This is a genomic window from Agrilactobacillus fermenti (assembly GCF_021030645.1).
GTDB lineage: Bacteria > Bacillota > Bacilli > Lactobacillales > Lactobacillaceae > Agrilactobacillus > Agrilactobacillus fermenti.
In genome coordinates, this window is sequence record NZ_JACGCJ010000001.1 from 97,739 (window position 1) to 118,655 (window position 20,917).

Here is a 20,917-nt window from a genome sequence, read left to right on the forward strand (position 1 = left end):
ATAAAAATATATCTAAAGTTGAATTGGACTAACTTTTACGAAAGCTATACTAATAATAGGTGATTCTTTTTTGGGGGGATTGGTATGGTGTATAGTAGAAGGCAAATTAGGTTTGTCTTAGGTATTATTTTAATGTGTGGGTTTCTGTTTTTGCTAGTTCAGAATGTCAAAGCGGCTAGTAATAACTTGGCTGCCACAGCCAAATCTGGCGTTTCAAATTCACCGGTGCAAAAAGTTAACAATACTAAGGCCATTACGACAACGTCAAGTTTGCCAACCTTGCCTAAGGTCTTACCAAGTAGTGTCTTGACGCAACAAATGCAACCCCAGCGAAATATATCAGCTGGCGCAATGACTTTTATGACTTTTTTACGGCAAAGTTTGGCTTCTGTTTCAACGATGACAACTACTGCCAGTAATACGTCCTTGACTGCTGGTCAGGTGGACCATACAACGGAATTGGCGGCGACTGATAGTGATTATGCAAGTTTCAAAAATGCCAACCCGCCCGAAGCCAGCAATCCTAGTTATCGTGAGTATCAATTGACGGATTTAACCACTAAGACATTGACCGTAAATTTGGTATCAGGGACGAGTACGACCGGTGATGCTTTGAATTTGACCAAGTTGAGTACCGCTGATTTGGATCGCCTGACAGCTGCTAGTTTTACCGTCGAAACACCAGATACCACTGACAAATTAGCGGCCGCAGATGTGAACCTCAGCTATAATAGCAGTCAGCACCAACTTAGTCTTACTTTAACAGATCAGGCCTTAATGAAGACTAACGGTGCCGGAACGCAACTGAAACTCAGCATTAAAACGACCAGTTCTCCTGTTAAAACAGACACGGCAGTCATTGGCATCTGGCGGAATTATGTGATGAGTCCCCTTGTGAGCCTTAATATCAGTAGCCAATATAATTTACAATTTATGTTAAATAACGGCAGTGACAGTGTTGACGATACGAATCCATCGGTTTCGGCCAAGGCAATTTATGCAGCAATTCCAAATTTTAATTTATTAGATAAAACCACGAACAGGGCGATTCAAACAATGTTTTCTGGAACTAGCATTATTAACCGTGCTTTTGACAGTTCAATGAATTTATATATGGGTACCACTACACCTAATCAAGGATTTCCAGTGAGCCCTGGTAATCATGAGCTGGTGCAAAGAGATCCTAATGACCCCAATCGAATTTTAGTTCAATTTGATACTGACCCCAGCAGTGGGCTGTATTTACGTTTACGCATGTTTTTGGTCTTGGAAGTCTCACAAAGTAATGATGCGGTCACAATTAAACAGAAATTTATCAACTATAGTACGGATAGTTCTGGCAAGGGTATTACCACGCAAAGTTTATGGATGTATCGTAAATATGACACGGATCTAAATGGAAAAGATGGTGTACCAATCTATTATTCTGATTTAGTACATGATGGTCCTAACAAAGACAAACCCAAAGGTTTATATTTTCAAAATGCGGGGGAACCTTATCGCATGAGTTTTGATTTTTCGGGCACCACTGGACCTGCCGGTTGGGCCGGGGCTAGTTATAATACGGAACCCTTTAATTCACCAACTGATCCGCAACAAAATACAACAGGTCACGCCCCTGACACTGTATCTTACAACGGTGGCGATTCAGAGATTGCAATGCTCTGGTCGCCGAACCAAATCGGGGCAATTCCTTTTGGTGGTGAAAGTCAGTCCTTTGGTTTCACCGCTTCGGCCACTGACGCCAGTGCGCCCCAGTTGCGGACGACGATGGATAATTTGGAGTACAACCATGCTTTGACCGAAACGACGTTACCACCGATCAAAATGAGCGGTTCCGTTTCAGATATTGATAGTTCACAAGTTTCAATTTATTATGCGATCGATAAAGATATCAAGCCTAGTACCGCCGCTGCGAATCCAACGCGACAATTAACGACCGTTACCTTGGGAGAGAATGACAATACCGCGCGGAATTGGGTTCCGTTTCCTGGCCCACAATCGTCAAAAAGTGTGCCAGTGATCGATAATCAACAGGATTTAAGAACATTAGCTTCTGAGAGTACGGACGGACATACGATCACGTTATATGCTTTTGACAATGGGACACCTAATAAAATATCCAATATTCAAATCATTCATGTGTTAGCAAATGTACACACAACTTTACATTACTATGACTTGGCAGATAGCAATAAAACCGATCTGTTACCACCTAAGACACTGGTAGGCATCAAGGGTAAGGCTTATGATTTGACGAATAAGACCTATTTTCCGAACCCAATTATCACCGCCAATGCTCAGTATGATCTTTTACCACGCACAAGTAGTGACTGGCCGAGTTCGGTAGATGGCACCTTCAAGGCTGACTTACCAAGCGTTTGGATTCCATACCGCAAGAATCCAGGAACATTTGGTTTCAACAAAACACCTGACTTATACTTTGGGCGCCATGCTATAAACCGAAAACAGCAACCAACTTATAAGATAGCTTCAGAGGATAACCCCTTGATCGTTGAGGATAATACGGGGAATCCTGTTTGGAAATTACAAATGCAGGCATCTGACTTTAAATCGGCAGCAGCGAATGCCACAGCATTACCTGTATCTATGATGCAATATTTACGGAACGATAATAGTGTCATTAAGCTTTCCCATGAGCCACAAGAAATTGCTCGTTATGTTAATCTTGAAGATCAGTCGACCTCTTTGGGAAATGATCGTTTGACGAACTTTGACAATGTTTGGTGGTCAGACCCAGCAACTAAAAAGCAACAAGTCCAAGGTCCTGAGATCGTTCAACCAGAGGGCGCCACATTGAAACCGGGAAAATATCACGCTGATGTGACTTGGACGTTGCAAAACACAATCGATTGACACATAGTCCACAGTATCAAAAAAAGCCCCATGCACGCACAAACTTCAATTTACAGGCTCCCTATGGGTGCGGTAATATTGAGAGTAAGACAAAAGGCGCTGCCTTTTGGAACACGTTTAAAATTAATTGTTCGCGAAACAAAAAGTGAGAGTGAGACAAAAGGCGTTCAGTGGCCGAGCACTAACAAGAGTCACGATAAATGGTGGGCTTTTCCATTTGAGTGATTCGTAGTTAAGTGAGGACATTGCCTTTTGGAACACGTTTAAGCAATAAATATTCGTAATTAACAAGTGGCTGAAAACAAAACGTTAGTTTTGTCCCAGCCACGATTAGTAATGGGGTTTTGTCATGTCATTTAAGACAAAAGCAACTCAGTTTTTACAACAAAGTAAAACATTGATCAGTGAATTAACGCAACGGAGCAGTGCCACAGAGATTGGTAATAATGCTAAAGTCATCACTTACTTCGTCTTATTTTCAGTTTTTCCATTTATTATTTTCTTAGGTAATTTATTACCCTTATTGCATTTAAATGTGGAAAATATTATGACTTATGTGAATTACGCCATTCCTGGTCAGCTAGCCAAGACACTGTCACCGATCATCAAGCGCCTTTTGACCAATGGCTCAGGGGGGATTGCCTCAATCAGTGGTTTAGCCGCCTTGTGGGGCGCTAGTCGTGGTTTTAATATTGTCCGGCAATCCGTGAACAAAGCTTATCAAGTGGATCCGCAATATGGGGATACGGCAGTGGTCAACGCGATTATCCGGCGCTTAGTCGCTTTTTTGTTTACATTTGGGATAGTCCTTGTTATTTTTGCATTATCCATTGTATTCATCTTTGGTCAGCGGTTTTTAGAATGGGTTTTGCCAATTTTTAAGCTACCGAGTACAATTTTAGATATATTCACGCGTTGGCGTTGGCCGGTTGTTGGGATTGGTTTGTTTGTGGTGATGTGGCTGATGTATTACTTTCTGCCTAGTGCCAAAATTAAGTTTGTCAGTGTTTTCCCAGGAACGATTGTGACCACCGTGAGCTGGCTCGCAATTTCTCAAGCTTTTTCGTTTTATGTGACCCATTTTGGCCAGTGGGATTCTTATGGGACATTGGGCGTTTTTGTCATTTTGTTATTGTGGATGAATATCATTGCGATGGTATTTATGTTTGGGGCAATTTTGAATGCTATTTTTCAAGAACGCCGTTTTGGGCCAATCAAAGTACGCAGCTTAGAGAATCAACGCCGTAAACTGGTGGGGCACAAGGCTAAATGATGATTCATTAATAATTCGCTAAATATTCTGTCATTCTTAATAAAACGTATACAAACATTTATTTTTTAATGCTATGATTAGTTCATAGTAAATAACTTAGAAGAAGGTTTTTGTGCATGAAAGTACGTAAAGCAGTTATTCCCGCCGCAGGATTAGGCACTCGTTTTTTACCCGCTACTAAAGCTATGGCTAAAGAAATGCTGCCGATCGTCGATAAACCGACGATTCAATTTATTGTTGAAGAGGCTAAAGCTTCTGGCATCGAAGATATTCTGATCATTACTGGTAAAGCTAAGCGGCCAATTGAAGATCACTTTGATTCCGCACCTGAATTGGAACAAAACCTAGAGTCAAAAAATAAGACCAAACTATTGAAGTTGGTCCGCGAAACGACTAATTTAGGGGTCAATTTATTCTTTATTCGCCAATCTTATCCAAAGGGCTTAGGGGACGCGGTCCACTTAGCTAAATCATTTGTGGCAGATGAACCTTTTGTTGTTATGCTAGGCGATGACTTGATGCGTGACAAAGTGCCATTAACAAAGCAGTTGATCAATGATTATAATGAAACGCACGCCTCAACACTTGCAGTTATGAAAGTACCACATAATGAAGTCAACAAGTATGGTGTGATCAAGCCGAGCGGTAAGATGAAAGACGACTTATATAATGTTGAAAGTTTTGTTGAAAAGCCAGATGTTGATAAGGCGCCAAGTGATTTAGCCATCATTGGCCGTTATTTGTTGACCCCTGAAATTTTCACTATTTTAGATACACAAAAACCTGGTGCCGGTAATGAGATCCAATTAACGGACGCGATCAATACCCTTAATAAGACACAACGGGTGTTTGCCCATGAATTTAAAGGCAAACGATATGATGTCGGTAATAAATTCGGCTATCTGCAAACTTCAATTGAATATGGCTTGGAACATCCTGAAGTTAAAGATCAGTTGCGCGCTTATTTGAAAGACTTAGCCAAGACGTTGAAATAACTTTTTTACTTGATTAATGCTTTACCATTTTCAAGACGAAAGCCAAATACTGGCCGGAGTTGTTGCTTATCTGTTTGGATATATAGCAGATAAGATAACAACTCCTTTTTTTGTAGTAATACCCACAACTCCCACTGTTGTCGGGGCCGTTGCTTAATAGTCGTCGTTAAATATAACAGCTCATTTTCGATTTTAAAATCATTTATTGGTATAATGGCCTTATCATCAGCTTCGTAGTAAAATGTGGTCTTACGATTGAGTGAACGGATGAGGGCTAAAAAATCCAAAACACGCATGAAACCACCCTTTATTAATTGATTTTTACTAATCTATTCCATAATTTGGTAACTATAGATATAATTGTAATGTTAGTCGATTTGTGATATTTTAATGCTTCATTTAACATAAAAAGCGAGGTTGAACATGGATAAAGTCGTAATTGCTGGTGCTAAACGGACACCAATTGGTAAGCTTGGCGGTCAATTTGCACAGTTATCTGCGGTAGATTTAGGAACAGCTGCGGCTAAAGCGGCAGTTGCATCAAGTGGCATTGATGCTGACTTGATTGATCAAGCCATTTTTGGCAACGTCTTGCAAGCCGGTTCAGGACAGAATGTTGCCCGACAAATTGCCTTAAATACGGGTATGTCGGTCACCAGCACCGCCATGACGATCAATGAGGTCTGTGGCTCTGGTCTAAAAGCGGTTCGTTTGGGGCAAGCTGCCATTGCCATGGGCGACGCCGAGGTTGTTTTGGTCGGCGGCACTGAGAGTATGTCTCAAGCCCCATTCCTAGCAAATATTCGTTTTGGTCAAACAATTGGTAATGCGCCTTTGGTTGATAGTATGGTTCACGATGGTTTAACGGACAGCTTTTCTCATAAGCATATGGGCCTAACTGCTGAAAATGTGGCAGAAACGTTCCATATTGATCGGGAAACCCAAGACGCATTTGCTGCTGAATCTCAGCACAAAGCGGCTACGGCGACAGCTGCGGGTTGGTTTGATGGGGAAATAACACCAGTCACGGTTTATGACCGTAAAGGCCGTGCCCAGACGATCACAAAGGACGAAGGTATCCGTCCTGATACAACACCAGAGATCTTAGCCCACTTAAAACCTAGTTTTAAAGCGAATGGCACAGTCACTGCAGGCAATGCTTCCGGTATCAATGATGGGGCATCGGCTTTGATTTTAATGTCTGAACGCAAAGCCAAAGCATTGGGCATACCTTATCTGGCCACAATTGACGATTTTGTGGAAGTGGGGATCGATCCAGCAATTATGGGTTATTCGCCAGTCATGGCTATTGAGAAATTATTGCAAAAACAAGCAGATCAACCGGAAGATATTGATTTATATGAAATCAATGAAGCTTTTGCTTCGCAATCGGTTGCCGTTGCGCGAGATCTAAAACTACCATCGGACCGGATTAATGTGGCTGGTGGCGCGATTGCGTTAGGCCATCCAATTGGCGCATCGGGGGCTCGTATTTTAACTACTTTACTATACCAATTAAAACGTACAAATCAAATAACTGGTTTAGCAGCTCTTTGTGTTGGTGGTGGCTTGGGTGTTGCGATGAAAGTTTCACGAAACGAAGGGTAGTGGGTCTGATGACTAAATTCTACGAATTAAGTCGAGAGGCACGATTAAAACAATTATTAAACGCAGAAGTTTTGGATGAGATGCAATATAAGATTTTGTTAGCCAATCAGCAGATCCCGGCTGAGATCGCGAATAATATGGTGGAGAACCAACTCACACAGTACGCGATTCCTGAGGGATTAGTCCGTAATATGCTGATCAATAATCAGGTGTATCAGATTCCCTTGGTTACCGAAGAACCTTCAGTGATTGCTGCGGCTAATTATGCCGCTAAATTAAGTACGAATAATGGTGGTTTCCACGTCGAAGCCCACCGAGATGGGCTGTTGGGTCAAGTTGTGTTTGCAGACATCAATGATTTGGAACAAAAAGCCCAAATGATCAAAGACCATGCAGTTGAGATCAAAGATGCGGCTGATGCGGCGTATCCTTCAATCGTGAATCGTGGGGGCGGCTTGAAAAAACAGACGGTTACGATTGTTGCTGAGCGCTTTCTAAAATTAACGTTATTGGTAGATACCAAAGCGGCAATGGGTGCCAATATGGTTAATGAAATCAGTGAAAAAGTCGGTCAGTTATTAACTCCAATGATAGGACAACCGCCATTAATGGCAATTCTGTCAAATCATGCGCCGCAAGATGTCACTACGGCCACAGTACGTTTAGCCGTCGATACACTGACCACACCCACCTTAGCTGGTTTAGAAGTAGCCAAGAGAATCGTTCAAGCTAGTGCATTCGCCCATGCCGATTTTGAAAGGGCAGTGACACATAATAAAGGAATTATGAATGGCATCAACGCTGTCGTGACCGCTTATGGTAATGATACTCGGGCAATTGCCAGTGCTGCTCACGCATTTGCCGCCCAGTCTGGCAATTATCAACCCTTAAGCAGCTGGGTACTGGAGGGCCAATTTTTAGTGGGTCAGCTACAAGTGCCACTACCAATTGGGGCTGTCGGCGGATCCATCGGCATTGTTCCCATGGCCCGGACCAATCAAGAATTTGCCCGAGCTAAAGACCCGGTGATCATGCAGCAGCAAATTGCTGCCGTCGGTTTAGCTTCTAATTTAGCAGCTTTGCGCGCCTTGGTCACTGATGGTATCCAAAAGGGGCATATGAATCTGCAATTTAAGGCACTGGCCATGCAAGCCGGAGCTAAAGGCACAGAGATTCCCTGGCTGCAACACAAATTAAAGGTAGAAAAGCACGCCAATTTAGAAATCGCGCAGCGGTTATTGGCTGAGAAACGAAAGGGTAATTTATAAAAATGAAAATAGGTATTGATAAGATCGGTATGTACACGCCCAAGCAATATGTTGATCTCGTAGAATTAGCAAAACATCGGCGCGTAGACCCAGCTAAATTTACGATTGGCATTGGTCAAGATAAAATGGCCGTGGCACCATTGTCACAAGATGCGATCTCCATGGCAGCTAACGCAGCGGCTAAAATTTTAACGGCTGAGGATAAGACAGCCATTGATTTAGTGATTCTCGGAACCGAGTCAGGTGTGGATAATTCTAAGGCTGGCGCATTATACGTGCAAAAACTTTTAGACTTGCCGAACCGGGCTCGCGTACTAGAGATTAAAGAAGCTTGTTATGGTGCTACGGCCGGCTTGCAGTATGCAAAATTACATATTTTGCAAAATCCGACAGCTAAAGCCTTAGTTATTGGGGCTGATATTGCCCGTTATGGTTTGGATACTTCTGGAGAAGTGACGCAAGGCGCTGGGGCGGTTGCTTTATTAGTTTCAGCTGAACCTAAGATTTTAGCGCTGGATTTAGCTACGAGCTATTTCAGTGAAGAAGTGCCAGATTTCTGGCGGCCATTAAATCAGATGATTGCTGAAGTAGATGGCAAGTATTCTAACGAACAGTACATTCGCTTTTTTAAAGAAACTTTTGCCGACTATCAAACTAAAACAAAGTACGGCTTGAATGATTATGCGGCGCTAACTTTCCACTTGCCTTATACCAAGATGGGGTTGAAGGCGATGCGTGAAATCTTACCACAAGTAGATGAAGCTAAACAAAATGAATTGCAGCAGCATTACCAGCAAGAAACGTTATATGGCCGTCAAATTGGGAACATTTACACCGGCTCATTATACTTAGCATTATTATCGTTATTAGATAATGATGCAATTTTACAGCCGGGGATGCGGATCGGATTGTATTCTTATGGTTCTGGAGCTGTGGGTGAATTCTTTTCTGGTGTTTTGCAGCCAGAATTCAAGGCCCAACTAGATCCGATGTATTATTTAGATTTGTTAGCTAAGCGCCAAAAGCTGGCTTTAGATGATTATGAAGCTCAGTTTACTGCCCAGCTAGACCCTGAATCTGAAAATCAAGCTCTAACAGATGACGATCCCTTTGCGAAGTATTACTTTGCAGGTATTGTTGATAAGAAACGTGTTTATAAGGCTAAATAACTAAATAGGTGACTATCGAGTAGGTGAGATAAGACGACGGTTTTATGTGCACCTACTTTTTAATTATGGTTATCAAAGGTGAAGAAATTCTTTGTTATAGTACAGAAACGGCTTAGAAACGGCAATAAGTGAATGTGTGTAATAAATGTGTAAATTTTGATTATAAAAAATAATAAATAACTTGATTTAAAAGGGTTGCAACCGTTTACAGTACGTGTTATATTATAGTCACGGAAGGATAAAAGCAATTGATATCCTGAAAAGCAATTCAAGGCTGAGCCTGATCCGCTTATGAATTGAATTGTTTCAGCAACACTAAGCTATAGCTGAAGAGATTCACCTAAGAGTTTAGTTTTAGATCAATATCGATATTGATTAGTTTCATCAAGTTACAAAGCATCAGCTTTAAGTTTTAGAGTTTCAGATTCAAATGAATTACAATCAAGCATCAAAGTACCGATTAATCAAGTATTAAGTGAGTATCAAGATTTAATAAGTGGTTCAAAAAGTATTGAGATGAATTGAGGGTTTCTTCATTTAAGAATCAAACCCGAGTTGGCTTGAATAATTGGCCACATGGATTACGTATCTGTTGTGTGACTGAATTCAAGTACAGCGCCTAGCAACAAACATAGTTTATATTGATACCATAAAGTATGTTTGTCCCAAAAGTTTACTATGTGGAGGTGTATGTCTGATAACGAGACATATTTCCGAACTAAGCGAATGTTTGGTGTACTGAAAAAATCTAGCTGGTGAACATTAGCTTTGTAAAGCATGTTTAAGCAGACAGTTACAAAAAATAGCAGATATGTCACCAAATCATCGTTCTGAGATTTACAATTGAATAGAAGTTTTGAGGTGGAAAGTTATTCAAGTTTCCAAAAACAAAATGGATATCAATTATTCTTCCGTTAAGAGTTGAGAGATCATCGTGCCGGACGCCGACAAGATGGTCTCTTTTTGTGCGTAAAAAACGGGCATTTATCTTGTTAGTTGACCAGCACTGAATGATAATATAATGAAAGTAAGACGTAAAACGTAAGTCGCTTTTCTATAAGGAGGTCACGAAGATGGATGAGTTATCGACCACCATGTCTTCAAAGGGACAAGTCGTCATTCCAGCTGAATTACGGCGAAAGTTAGGCATCGAACCTGGCACCAAATTTGCCGTTTATCCTGATGATGAGGGTCATGTTGTTTTTGCTAAAGTTCCGACAGTCTCTGACTGGGAAAAAATCTTAGCCAACGTGCTGAATGAGAATGTGCCACTTGATGAAAAGGGACACTATGATTCGAAACAATCTCCAGATTTTGATAAATGGATGAAAGAGGGCTGAGTGATTAATGCCAACACCGCAGACATATCAGATTTACTTGGCGGATGTTTCTTTTGATGGTCAGCACGGTGCTAAATATCGGCATGCCTTAGTCATGGTGCCACATGTAGGTAGCACGAGGATTTATAAGATTACGAATCAGTATCATAATAAGTCGTCGGCAGTCAGGGCTGTTTATTATCCAATTAGAGAATGGCAAGCAGCCGGGCTCAAGAAACCTTCGTATGTCGATGTTCACAAGACCTATATTGTGCCTACTAATCAATTGGTGCAACGGAAACTCTTAGGGGTGCTCACTGATATGGATGCGGTGCGGCTAGCTGAATTTGTTGTACAACATCAAAGTCAGATTCGTCATTTGTCTGTATGAGTTAAAAATAATCTTGGCTACGGCAAAATCAGTCGGTAGTTAGGGTTATTTTTTGTGTCTTGAATTTTCATAAAGCTGTAGTAATATCTAGGATGATTGATCCGAAAACTTTATACCAATTTCTTAGTGGTTTTAAAGAAAGGATGAGCCTTATGAAAAAGATGACAACATCAACAGCTACTGACAAACAAAAAGAAAAAAGATATCGTTTGTTAACACCGATCACATTGCTACTAGCTTTGCTCCCAATTGCAGCAATTCCACTCGTTAATGGCAATGCGCGCCTACTCAAGTTAATTAGTCTAGTTTCACTCACATTGATGGCCCTATTTTTGTATTTCAATCTTAAATGGATGCAAAGTGCTTATGAGAAAGCTCAATATCAGCACGCACCAATCTTGGTACTTAGAAAGAAAGGGTTTGGCATTACCGTTAATCCATTCCATCCATTAGGAAAAATTATTTGGTATGGTTTGATTATTGCGTTGATATTGCTTGTGATTAGAATGAGGATGGGTAGCGAACATTCCTGAAATAGGCTCTTGTGGTGGCGCCGCAAAAAGCTGATAAACCATTCCAGCGATTGCGATTGCGACTAAAGCTAAACCCATAGCCGTGATGAAAATAGAAAGAGGTTTAAGTGAATCGTTAAAATCAGTTAAAACTGCTTGTTCATTTTTTTGTGATGTTTGCTTTTCTAGATTGTGTCGCAATCGAATTAATAGATAAGTAAAGGCCAATAATATAAAACCAAAGGCAGTAGAAGGCTCGCCAAAAATTATATTGTCAAAGGGGAACCCTACTTTTGCTAAGGGCCAAGTCAGGGTCATGTGTAAACCGGTGAGTGCTAGGATGACATCTAGTAATGCAAATGCAGCAATCCAACCATCTAAATTATGAATGAGTCGCTTTTTGTAAATTTGACTGAACCAAACAAGTAAAATAAGGGCAACTCCAGTGGCAACAGCCATTAGCGTGTTGTACATCGCTGTTCTTTCCCAAGGAATAATCATCATAACCGCCTCTTTATTTTTATTAGAATGATTTCCAAAGGCATCATAGCATGAATGATAAATATTATCACAGTAAATACTTATGATTAATTAACTTTTGTGTTATTTTTTATTGTTAAAAATAAATAGTCGGTAAATGTTTAACTTATACTTAAAGTGGGCTGTTTTTTACTTGAACGAAATGATCGTTGCAACAAAACATTGCACTAAAACTGGATTGTCGGTATAATAAAAATTCATAAAAACCGGGGTGCCGATTGGCTGAGATAGTGGAAACTAGACCCGTTGAACCTGTTGAGTTAACACTCGCGTAGGGAGCCTATTTTTTGTAGGGTACATATGACAAAAATACCTGTCTTCGTGTTTGTGAGGGCAGGTATTTTTAGGAGGTTGTCATATGAAACAGACAAATGTTCGGAAATTGGTGATCGCTGCTTTATTAAGTACGTTAGGTGTTTTAGGTGGAAGTTTATTTAGTTTCTCAATTGGGGTTGCTAAAGTTGCACCAATGCAGCACTTGATCAATGTTGTCAGTGGCGTTTTAGTGGGGCCATGGTACGCTTTAGCGCAAGCTTTTATTACCTCACTCATTCGAAATCTTTTTGGGACAGGCACGATTTTAGCTTTCCCTGGTAGTATGATTGGCGCTTTTATGGTTGGGATGGTTTTTAAATATACGCGTAAATTATGGCTGGCAGCTTTGGGTGAACTCGTGGGTACAGGCTTGATTGGGGCTTTGGTGGCCTATCCAATTGCTAAATTATTCCTTGGGACAACTGGCGCCTTGTGGCTATTCGTGCCCAGTTTTTTGATGAGTGCGCTAGTGGGCGCCATTGTTGCTTACAGTCTGCTAAGAGTTTTGTGGGTCAGTGTGATTGAGCCGCAATTGAAACGGTAAATCGGTGTTGATTAAAAATCACTATATCAAATAAGCCAAAAAAGAACGCATGCAGATTTTATGCATGCGTTCTTTTAAGTTTATACGGTATTTTTATTATTAGTTCAGGACACTGACCGTTACATTCTGGCGGCCAAATTGCATTGCTTGTCCGTTTGGCATGGCAATATCGATTTGGTTCGGATTAGCATAGGCAAAACCACCTGTATCACGAACGACGTAATCTTTAGTTGTGCCATTAGCAAAAGTGATGCGTAGTTTTGTGCCTCGTGGGAAGACACTGAGATTAGCAGCTACGGTATCATAGCCGAAAGTATAGTTGCCTAAAACGCGGGGATCATAAGCAGTGGCATTCATTACCCGACCTGGTGCTTGAACAACGGGTTGTTGGTCGCTTAAGTCGCCGCCCCAGATCCAAGCATCACCGCCAACTTGATACCAAGTCGCGCCATCAACGTCGACTTTTTGGGTAACTTTCCAGCCTGAGTTCTTTTCTAAAACCCGACCAGTATTTTGATGATTGCTGTAAGGTGAGTTGTAAACAGCTGCGCCCCATTGACCAGTGACATACATCACGCCGTCAGTTGCAGTCGGGACTGGGTTTTCAGGCATAGTTTGATCTGTGACCCATTCAGTGCCGCCGACTTGCAGCCAAGTTTGACCGTTCACGACGGTTTTATTGGTAACTTTCCATGCACTGCCAGTTGGTAATGTTTGGGCAGTTTGTGTGCCATTTGGTGCTGAGAAAACTTGTGTGGTAGCTGATGCGTAGTAGACAGCGCTAATAGATGTGTTTGCATCTGCAGAAACGCTAGTTGCAACAGAAACAACAGAAGTTGTCGTTAAAGTACCAAGTGCAACGACTGATAATAGTAAATTTTTGATCTTCATTAAAAAACATCCTCCAAAAGGTGAACTTGTGCTTCCTTCAACAAGGACTACTATACAAGAACTTTTTGGCGGATGTGGCAATTAAATCAAATCGTTAGCATGTTGTAACGGAACTGAAACAAACTTTAAAGGGATTGTAATAACTATTTTTGTAAATATTGACCGATATTTTGAATTAAATCTGCAATATTGTTATAAATTGCACCATTTAACTTGATTAAACCAGTGGTATATAGATTCAGGTAATGAAATTGATTTTCAGCGATCGTTTGTAAAGCCGTCAACTTTTTCTGATTCTCAGCGCCCTGCTGACGCGTATCCGTATAAAGCCCTAGAATCGGAATCTGTTTGGCGTAAGCCACACCAATTTCACTGGCGACACCAGCATCAATCGTGACACCATCCAAGACGGCGATCAGCAACTGACTTTTTAAGACTTCGTCAGTATCTGCTTGAGCAATCATTTTGGAATCCGCATAGGCTTGTTTGTCATTGATCGCCGCATTTTCTTGAGGTAAATAAACGGTGGTCCCGGGATAAGTCGCGCGAATCATGGCTACCGTTGTTTGGTTAAATGTTTGATCTGCTTGTGAGAATAAACTATTGGCAAAATAAATTTGCATGGGTGTGCCTCCTAAGATTTTAAGGTTAATTTGACCACAGCCTCACAACGCGCCGTCTGAGGGAACATATCAATGGACTGAATATAATCGACTTGATAAGCTTTACTTAAGGTGACTAAGTCGCGCGCTAAGGTTGAAGGGTTGCACGAAATATAAACAAACTGTTTTGGTTTCGCTTGGATAATGGCTTGCGTCAGTTTGGGGGAAAGCCCAACTCGTGGTGGATCGACGACTAGGGCATCAATTTGTTTGCCAGTTTCAAACCAGTGGACTAATAATTCTTCTGCTTTCCCCACTAAATAATGACAATTGGTAACTTGGTTCAAGCGGGCGTTTTCTTTAGCATCGGCAATACCTTCGGGGACAATATCCATACCCCAAACTGCCTTGACTTGATCAGCGAAGGTGATGCCTAAGGTTCCTACGCCGCAATAAGCATCAACCAGAGTTTCTTGACCGGTAAAATGAAAAGCATCTGCAGCCAATTGATAGAGCTTTTGTGTTTGGCGTGGATTTAATTGGAAGAAAGCTTGCGGTGATAAATTAAATACTTTGCCGTGTATCTTTTCTTGGATCCAATTGGGTCCATAAATTTTTTCGGTGTGATCGCCCCAAATTAGGGAAGTTCGCTTAGAATTGACGTTGATGAATAGGCTTGTAATGCCCGGAATCCGAGTTTGAATCCGACCAAATAATTTAGGCGATTGTAATAGACTGCGGTCGGAAACAATCAAAGTAACTTGAATCTGTTTGGTGGTGGCTGAAGCCCGAACGACTAAATGACGAATACCGGCTGTATGTTTTTGCTCATCGTAGATTGGTGCATCTGTCTCTTGGAGGACGCGCTTCAATTGATGCAAGGTTTTGTCTACCAATAGCATTTGCGTACTGATCGTTTCGATATCCACTAAATGATGGCTGCCTTCTTGATAGAGGCCCGCGATCACACGATCATCGACTTTTTGCACGGGAAATTGAGCTTTGTTACGATAATGGGTGGGTTTGGCTGAAATCGTTGGTTTTAGATTATAATGTTGGTAGCCCGTGGGTTTGAATTTCTCTAGTGATTGGGCCACAACATCACGTTTAAAACGCAGCTGTGCCGGATAGGACATGTGGGCCAATTCTAGACCGCCAACTTGACCGTAGAGGGCATCTTTAGGGGTGACTCGATCGGCAGAGGCTTTTCGAATACGTTGGCATTTGGCGCGAATAAATTTAGGATCAACTTCGGTCACTTTAGCGGTGATGACTTCATTAGGCAGCGCCCCCGGGACGAAAACAATCTTACGTTTGAAGTAGCCAATCCCTTCGCCGTTGATACCTAGACGTTTGATGGTCAAAGGGAATTTTTGACCAACTGAAACTTGAACGGGATCTGAATTTGTAGATTTAGACATATAAACTCCTTAAAATACTTAGAATGAAAGTGAGCCAGCAATGAAAATTACCAAAATCGAGGCACAAAAGCGCCATAAAGATCGGTACAATATTTATTTAGACGAAGCCTATGCTTTTCCAGTGGCCGAATCGGTTTTGATCCAGTTCACCCTAATGAAGGGATTGGAACTGACGGAAGCTCAAGTTGAGCAGATCAAAAAAGCAGATGACCAGGCTAAAGCTTATGGTAAAGCGCTGAACTACTTATCTTATCAATTGCGGTCTGAAAAAGAAATGCGCGATTATCTGTACGATCAAGATTATACAACCGCAACCGTTAAAGCTATTATAGCTAAATTGAAGGACTTAAACTATCTTGACGATGCTGATTTTGCGGCAAGTTACGTGCGAACTGAGGCACGGCTCACAAAAAAAGGCCCGCGATCGATCAGTCAAAAATTATTTCAAAAGGGTATTGATCGTAATCTGATTGAAGATAAACTAGTGAGCGACTATCCGGTTGAGCAGCAAGTAGATAATGCTGTCGAACTCCTACAAAAATTGATACGCACCACGCATAATAAATCTTTTATTCAGCTAAAGCAAAAAATCAAACAGAACTTGATGCAAAAAGGGTTTACAACGGAGGTGATCGATCAAGCATTACAAGCAGTTGCCCTAGATCGGGATGACGATGCCGAATGGGACGCGTTGGTCAATGCTGGTGAGAAATTGTGGCGGCGGCAAGCGACCAAACCTCAAGGCATCCAAAAGATTAAGCAAGGCTTGTATCGTAAAGGGTTCAAATTAGACATGATCCAGCGGTTTCTTGACGAAAAACAAGCTGCAGATGAAGGATGAATAGATAGACAAACATGAATAATAATGAAATTAAAGCTTTACAAAGTGATTTTTTAAATTGGTATGATCAAAATAAACGCCCGTTACCTTGGCGAGAGAATCAGGAACCTTATTATGTCTGGCTGTCAGAAATCATGCTGCAACAGACGCAGGTACAAACGGTGATGCCTTATTTTGAACGCTTCATTCAAGCCTTACCAACTTTGGCTGATTTGGCACAAGTGCCTGATGATACCCTGATGAAATTATGGGAAGGTCTGGGGTATTACTCTCGGGCGCGTAATTTAAAACGTGCAGCCCAGCAGATCATGACGGATTATCATGGCACGTTCCCCCAGACAGCAGCCGAGCTGGAACAGATCATTGGCATCGGGCCATATACCGCTGGTGCTATTGCCAGTATTGCTTTTGGAGAAGCCGTTCCCGCAGTGGATGGTAATGCCTATCGTGTTTTTAGCCGCTTATTCGATGACACCACTGACATTAGCAAAAGCTCAGCCAGGCAGCATTTTGCCAACGAGATCGCTCCACTGGTACCCAAAGAGCGGCCGGGTGATTTTAATCAGGCCGTGATGGATCTGGGGTCAAGTATTTGTACAACCAAAGATCCCGCTTGTCTGCTTTGCCCATTACAGCCGTATTGTCAGGCTTATGCCCAAGGCAAGCAGTTAGAACGACCAGTTAAGACTAAAAAAATCAAGAAAAAACGCGAACAGTATTTGGCGCTGGTGATCCATGATGAACAGGGACGGGTGCTGTTACAAGAACGCCCAGCTAAAGGTGTTTTAAGTGGCTTATATACTTATCCATTGATCAATGAAGCTAATCTGTTGTCAGAAAGTCAAAAAGTGATCACGTCAACGCAAATCGCTGCTTTTTTTAAGGCTCAATACGAATTGACATTGCAACAGGTGCAACTGCTACCAGTCAAGCCAGTAACTCATATTTTTACACATCTACATTGGCAGTTAACGTTATACACGGCAAGCATTGATGCCAACGCAAATCTGGCCTACTTTCCCGGCCGCTTTTTTACGACTGCTGCCATAGCGGAGCAAGGGCTACCGACATTGCAGAAAAAGTTGCAGGCCCGCTTTGCTGCTTACCAAAAGAATGTTTAGGAAAAAGGCTTACTTTCTGTTATAATATTACAGGAAATCGTATTTGAAAGCTGGGTCGGCAATGCTTGTTCCCAAAGAAGGAGACTACATTGCGATTCAAAGTTATAAACATGATGGGAGCTTACATCGGACCTGGCGAGACACAATGGTTTTAAAGACCAGCGAATATGAGTTGATTGGTTGCAATGATCATACATTAGTAACCGAATCCGATGGCCGTCGATGGTTGACCCGTGAGCCGGCAATTATATATTTTCATAAGCGTTACTGGTTTAATATTATTGCCATGATTCGCGAAAGTGGCGTGGCGTATTATTGTAACTTGGCGTCGCCTTATGTATTAGACAAAGAGGCGCTGAAGTATATCGATTATGATTTAGATGTTAAGGTTTTTGCAAACGGTGAAAAACGTTTGTTAGATGTGGATGAGTACGAAGCGCATGCACAACAGTGGCATTATTCCGCTGAAGTGGATCACATTTTAAAAGCAAATGTTAAAATACTAGTCGATTGGATCAATAACAAACGCGGTCCATTTTCAAAAGAGTACGTTGATATTTGGTATAATCGCTATCTGGAGCTATCCCATCGTCAATGAGAATCGCAGCGTAGAAGCGGGGCCGGAGCAGAACTTAGGTTTTGTCTAACCGGTCTCGTTTTTGAGTTCAATTAGGAGGCAGAGCATCAATGGCAAGAAAAAAACAGCCGCAGACTAAATTGCCGAAAGCTGTTTTGGGTATGTTTGTGGTATTGGTGGCATTGGTCACGTATTTAGGCCACAATTCCAGTCGTGAAACCACACCCACATATCCAACTAATGAAACACGCAGTATCCAAAGTTCAAGTCAATCACAGGCGCAGCCACCTGCAAATAATCAAACAAAGTCGACACAAGGCACCGTTGCTTCCGACCAACAATTGGCTGATTTGCAATATAATGGGCGCCAAATCATTGCTATTAATAATAATCAGCCGACCTTTAGTCAAAGTGATCTTTCCTTGGCCCGCGGCAGCTGGCAGCATTATAGTGATTTAGATCAATATAATCGTGCGGGTTTGGCTGATGCCATGCTGGGTAAAGATTTAATGCCGACGGAGAAACGAGAACGCCTCTATGTTCGACCCACGGGCTATCACAACAAGAAGATTCGCATCGGAAATCATCAAGATTGGCTCTATAATCGATGTCATTTGATTGGCTACCAGCTGACAGGTCAAAATAATAATTTAAAAAATCTCGTGACAGGGACGCGATCATTGAACGATCCAGCCATGACTTATTATGAAAATCGCGTCGCTACTTATATCAAGACAACGGGTCATCATGTTCGTTATCAAGTTCGGCCTGTTTTTGTAGGCAATGAACTTGTTGCCCGGGGCATTCAAATGCAAGGCCGCTCCATTGAGGATGCTCAAATTTCGTTTAATATTTATATTTTCAATATTCAAAGTGGCTATCACATCAATTATTTAGATGGGACAAGCCAAGTGGCCACAGGTTAGGAGTTAATCATGACAACTACAAAACAAGTAAGTGCATTACAATTCATTGGGAAACCCTTTTTACCATCGATGTTAGATGAAAAGGGCAGTTTGGCTTCAGCTTGGCTTGAAATGGCTGATGATGGTTCTTTAGATCGGTTAGACCAGTTTGCTTTAGAGCAACAGCAAACCTTGACCCGAGCAACACTGGTTGCTTTTTCACCTTACAGTTTCGTTGCTTGGATCGGTGGTATTTTTTCAGCAGAGATTCAAGCACCCACAGAGTTCAAAAATATTGTCTTACCAGCCAGTGAAGTTGCTTTTAATGAAACACCAACACAAACTCAAATCTGGCAGCTGCCACTAAACAGTATCGTGGGATTAGCCATGGATAAACTTGAGAAACAACACGTCCAGTTACCCAACCACTTAGGCCAAACCGATAAACCCTATTTTTTGGAATATTATGATTTAAATCCACAATTTGAAGTAACCAAACTCACCCAATACATCTATCTAGGCAAGGAAACCAATAATGGCGACGAAACCTATTATGATTAAGAATAAAAGAGCGCGATGACAGCCGCTTAACTTTCGAGCACTAACGAGAATCACGATAAATGGTGATTTGCCCATTTGAGTGATTCATAGTTAGGTGAGAAAGTTGGCTGTCAGAGCGCGTTTCAGTTAAATACAAAGATAAAAAAACAGCTCGTGTTCGGGATAGCGAACATCAGCTGTTTTTTTCAAAATCAATATAAAAGAAATACTATTCTGCCCCATCCACACTAAGCAAATCGTATTCTAAGTAGGCGCCGATCAGTGTGAAAACAAACATGGCTGCGATCACGATACCAAGCAAGCTGCCCCAAATTTGATTTTGGGTGAAAAGCTGCCGAATGCCCCAGGTAGAAACACCTGAGAGCACAAAATCAACGATCAAATTAGAAATGATTTTGCGGTGTGATTGCGTGATCCAGAAACTATTAACTAGAAAACGCAAAAATTTATTATTTACAAAATCTAAAATAATCTCAAGCGGCCGCTCAACCGTCACTTTGACAGCCAGCATGATAAAGCTGCCAACAATACTGCCAATAATTGTCCGCCATAAACTTGCACTATGAAGAACTAAGGCATTAAAGGCAATGCCGATCAAGGCAAGGCTTAAAATATAAGGAATAACTAACAAAAAGGTGTAAACAAGAATTGCTTTTTTATTTGACATAATACGCTCCTAACTAAATTCTTGACGCATTTCGCGGTGGGGAATGCCAGCATCCATATATAAAGGTATTTCCGGCATTAACTTGAACCCTAATTTCTCATAAAAATGAATGGCATGCTGCTGGGCACCTAATTGTAGGGCTTTTTGGGAAAAGTTTTGCTGCTGGTAGGCAATCAAGGCTTCGATTACCGTAGCCCCTAAATGTTGTTGGCGATGATCTGCTAGCACAGCAACGCGCTGAACTAAGTTGTAATCTTTGTCAGCTAACGGCAATAGTCGTGCTGTTGCCACCGGTTGTGCCTGATCATAAGCCACAAAATAAATGGCTTTGGCTTCATTGTCATCAACTTCAAGAGCGAGGGGCACATGCTGTTCGACCACAAAAACAGCTTTACGAATCTTCAAAGCAGCTTGGTATATTTCGCTATGTATATCTTTTGTATGTTTAACTGACATAAAGCACCTCAATATTTATATTATAATGTATTATAGTATAAAATCCTTCTTTAGGGAGTTCATA

Annotated in this window: 21 protein-coding genes and 1 riboswitch; of the genes, 14 read left to right on the forward strand and 7 right to left on the reverse strand. The window is 41.5% G+C overall.

Annotated elements, in window-relative coordinates:
- Positions 1–84: 84 nt before the first annotated feature.
- From FHQ08_RS00425 to galU, 3 genes are all read left to right on the forward strand, one after another.
- On the forward strand, positions 85–2,877 hold the full coding sequence (locus FHQ08_RS00425; protein ID WP_230912402.1) for a hypothetical protein: 2,793 nt from the start codon (positions 85–87) through the stop codon (positions 2,875–2,877).
- Between the two features lie 349 nt (positions 2,878–3,226).
- A complete protein-coding gene (locus FHQ08_RS00430; RefSeq protein WP_230912403.1) occupies positions 3,227–4,150 on the forward strand; it encodes a YihY/virulence factor BrkB family protein in 924 nt (307 codons plus the stop codon).
- A 116-nt stretch (positions 4,151–4,266) separates the two neighbouring features.
- Positions 4,267–5,145, forward strand: a complete 879-nt coding sequence (gene galU / locus FHQ08_RS00435; protein WP_230912404.1) for a UTP--glucose-1-phosphate uridylyltransferase GalU — start codon at positions 4,267–4,269, stop codon at positions 5,143–5,145.
- 5 nt (positions 5,146–5,150) lie between these two features.
- Here galU and FHQ08_RS00440 read toward each other — a convergent pair whose 3' ends face one another.
- Positions 5,151–5,441, reverse strand: coding sequence for a hypothetical protein (locus FHQ08_RS00440; RefSeq protein WP_230912405.1), 291 nt, complete (start codon positions 5,439–5,441; stop codon positions 5,151–5,153).
- A gap of 127 nt (positions 5,442–5,568) precedes the next feature.
- Here FHQ08_RS00440 and FHQ08_RS00445 point away from each other — a divergent pair, with 127 nt between their 5' ends.
- The 5 genes from FHQ08_RS00445 (at position 5,569) to FHQ08_RS00465 (ending at position 10,900) form a co-directional block, all read left to right on the forward strand.
- Positions 5,569–6,753 (forward strand): acetyl-CoA C-acetyltransferase, encoded by a 1,185-nt coding sequence (locus FHQ08_RS00445; protein WP_230912406.1) that lies wholly within the window; start codon positions 5,569–5,571, stop codon positions 6,751–6,753.
- An 8-nt stretch (positions 6,754–6,761) separates the two neighbouring features.
- Positions 6,762–8,021, forward strand: coding sequence for a hydroxymethylglutaryl-CoA reductase, degradative (locus FHQ08_RS00450; RefSeq protein ID WP_230912407.1), 1,260 nt, complete (start codon positions 6,762–6,764; stop codon positions 8,019–8,021).
- 2 nt (positions 8,022–8,023) lie between these two features.
- On the forward strand, positions 8,024–9,190 hold the full coding sequence (locus tag FHQ08_RS00455; RefSeq protein WP_230912408.1) for a hydroxymethylglutaryl-CoA synthase: 1,167 nt from the start codon (positions 8,024–8,026) through the stop codon (positions 9,188–9,190).
- Positions 9,191–10,263: 1,073 nt separating this feature from the next.
- Positions 10,264–10,530, forward strand: a complete 267-nt coding sequence (locus FHQ08_RS00460; protein WP_230912409.1) for an AbrB/MazE/SpoVT family DNA-binding domain-containing protein — start codon at positions 10,264–10,266, stop codon at positions 10,528–10,530.
- A 7-nt stretch (positions 10,531–10,537) separates the two neighbouring features.
- A complete protein-coding gene (locus tag FHQ08_RS00465) occupies positions 10,538–10,900 on the forward strand; it encodes a hypothetical protein (RefSeq protein ID WP_230912410.1) in 363 nt (120 codons plus the stop codon).
- 449 nt (positions 10,901–11,349) lie between these two features.
- Here the strand turns inward: FHQ08_RS00465 and FHQ08_RS00470 are convergent, their stop codons facing one another.
- Complete coding sequence (locus FHQ08_RS00470) at positions 11,350–11,916, reverse strand: DUF981 family protein (protein WP_230912411.1); 567 nt, start codon at positions 11,914–11,916, stop codon at positions 11,350–11,352.
- Positions 11,917–12,149: 233 nt separating this feature from the next.
- Positions 12,150–12,247, forward strand: a riboswitch (TPP riboswitch).
- 63 nt (positions 12,248–12,310) lie between these two features.
- Here FHQ08_RS00470 and thiW point away from each other — a divergent pair.
- On the forward strand, positions 12,311–12,811 hold the full coding sequence (thiW, locus tag FHQ08_RS00475; RefSeq protein WP_230912412.1) for an energy coupling factor transporter S component ThiW: 501 nt from the start codon (positions 12,311–12,313) through the stop codon (positions 12,809–12,811).
- A gap of 99 nt (positions 12,812–12,910) precedes the next feature.
- Here thiW and FHQ08_RS13260 read toward each other — a convergent pair whose 3' ends face one another.
- From FHQ08_RS13260 to rlmD, 3 genes are all read right to left on the reverse strand, one after another.
- Positions 12,911–13,702, reverse strand: coding sequence for a hypothetical protein (locus FHQ08_RS13260; RefSeq protein WP_407929098.1), 792 nt, complete (start codon positions 13,700–13,702; stop codon positions 12,911–12,913).
- Between the two features lie 143 nt (positions 13,703–13,845).
- Entirely contained in the window at positions 13,846–14,325 is a 480-nt protein-coding gene (locus FHQ08_RS00485) for a nucleoside 2-deoxyribosyltransferase (protein WP_230912413.1), read from the reverse strand.
- 11 nt (positions 14,326–14,336) lie between these two features.
- Positions 14,337–15,725, reverse strand: a complete 1,389-nt coding sequence (rlmD, locus tag FHQ08_RS00490; protein ID WP_230912414.1) for a 23S rRNA (uracil(1939)-C(5))-methyltransferase RlmD — start codon at positions 15,723–15,725, stop codon at positions 14,337–14,339.
- 40 nt (positions 15,726–15,765) lie between these two features.
- Between rlmD and recX the strand changes: the two genes are divergently transcribed.
- The 5 genes from recX to FHQ08_RS00515 all read left to right on the forward strand — a co-directional run bounded on the left by recX (position 15,766) and on the right by FHQ08_RS00515 (position 19,730).
- The gene (recX, locus tag FHQ08_RS00495) at positions 15,766–16,566 is read left to right on the forward strand and encodes a recombination regulator RecX (RefSeq protein ID WP_230912415.1); all 801 of its coding nucleotides are present in this window, start codon (positions 15,766–15,768) and stop codon (positions 16,564–16,566) included.
- A 14-nt stretch (positions 16,567–16,580) separates the two neighbouring features.
- Positions 16,581–17,687, forward strand: coding sequence for an A/G-specific adenine glycosylase (mutY, locus tag FHQ08_RS00500; RefSeq protein WP_230912416.1), 1,107 nt, complete (start codon positions 16,581–16,583; stop codon positions 17,685–17,687).
- A 61-nt stretch (positions 17,688–17,748) separates the two neighbouring features.
- Positions 17,749–18,285: a nucleoside tri-diphosphate phosphatase gene (gene ntdP, locus FHQ08_RS00505; protein ID WP_230912440.1), complete on the forward strand. Its 537-nt coding sequence runs from the start codon at positions 17,749–17,751 to the stop codon at positions 18,283–18,285.
- An 89-nt stretch (positions 18,286–18,374) separates the two neighbouring features.
- Positions 18,375–19,190, forward strand: coding sequence for a DNA/RNA non-specific endonuclease (locus FHQ08_RS00510; protein ID WP_230912417.1), 816 nt, complete (start codon positions 18,375–18,377; stop codon positions 19,188–19,190).
- Between the two features lie 9 nt (positions 19,191–19,199).
- The gene (locus tag FHQ08_RS00515) at positions 19,200–19,730 is read left to right on the forward strand and encodes a hypothetical protein (protein ID WP_230912418.1); all 531 of its coding nucleotides are present in this window, start codon (positions 19,200–19,202) and stop codon (positions 19,728–19,730) included.
- A 208-nt stretch (positions 19,731–19,938) separates the two neighbouring features.
- Here the strand turns inward: FHQ08_RS00515 and FHQ08_RS00520 are convergent, their stop codons facing one another.
- Together FHQ08_RS00520 and FHQ08_RS00525 are read right to left on the reverse strand one after the other, a co-directional pair.
- Entirely contained in the window at positions 19,939–20,397 is a 459-nt protein-coding gene (locus FHQ08_RS00520; RefSeq protein WP_230912419.1) for a hypothetical protein, read from the reverse strand.
- Between the two features lie 9 nt (positions 20,398–20,406).
- Positions 20,407–20,853 (reverse strand): GNAT family N-acetyltransferase, encoded by a 447-nt coding sequence (locus FHQ08_RS00525; protein WP_230912420.1) that lies wholly within the window; start codon positions 20,851–20,853, stop codon positions 20,407–20,409.
- Positions 20,854–20,917 lie beyond the last annotated feature (64 nt).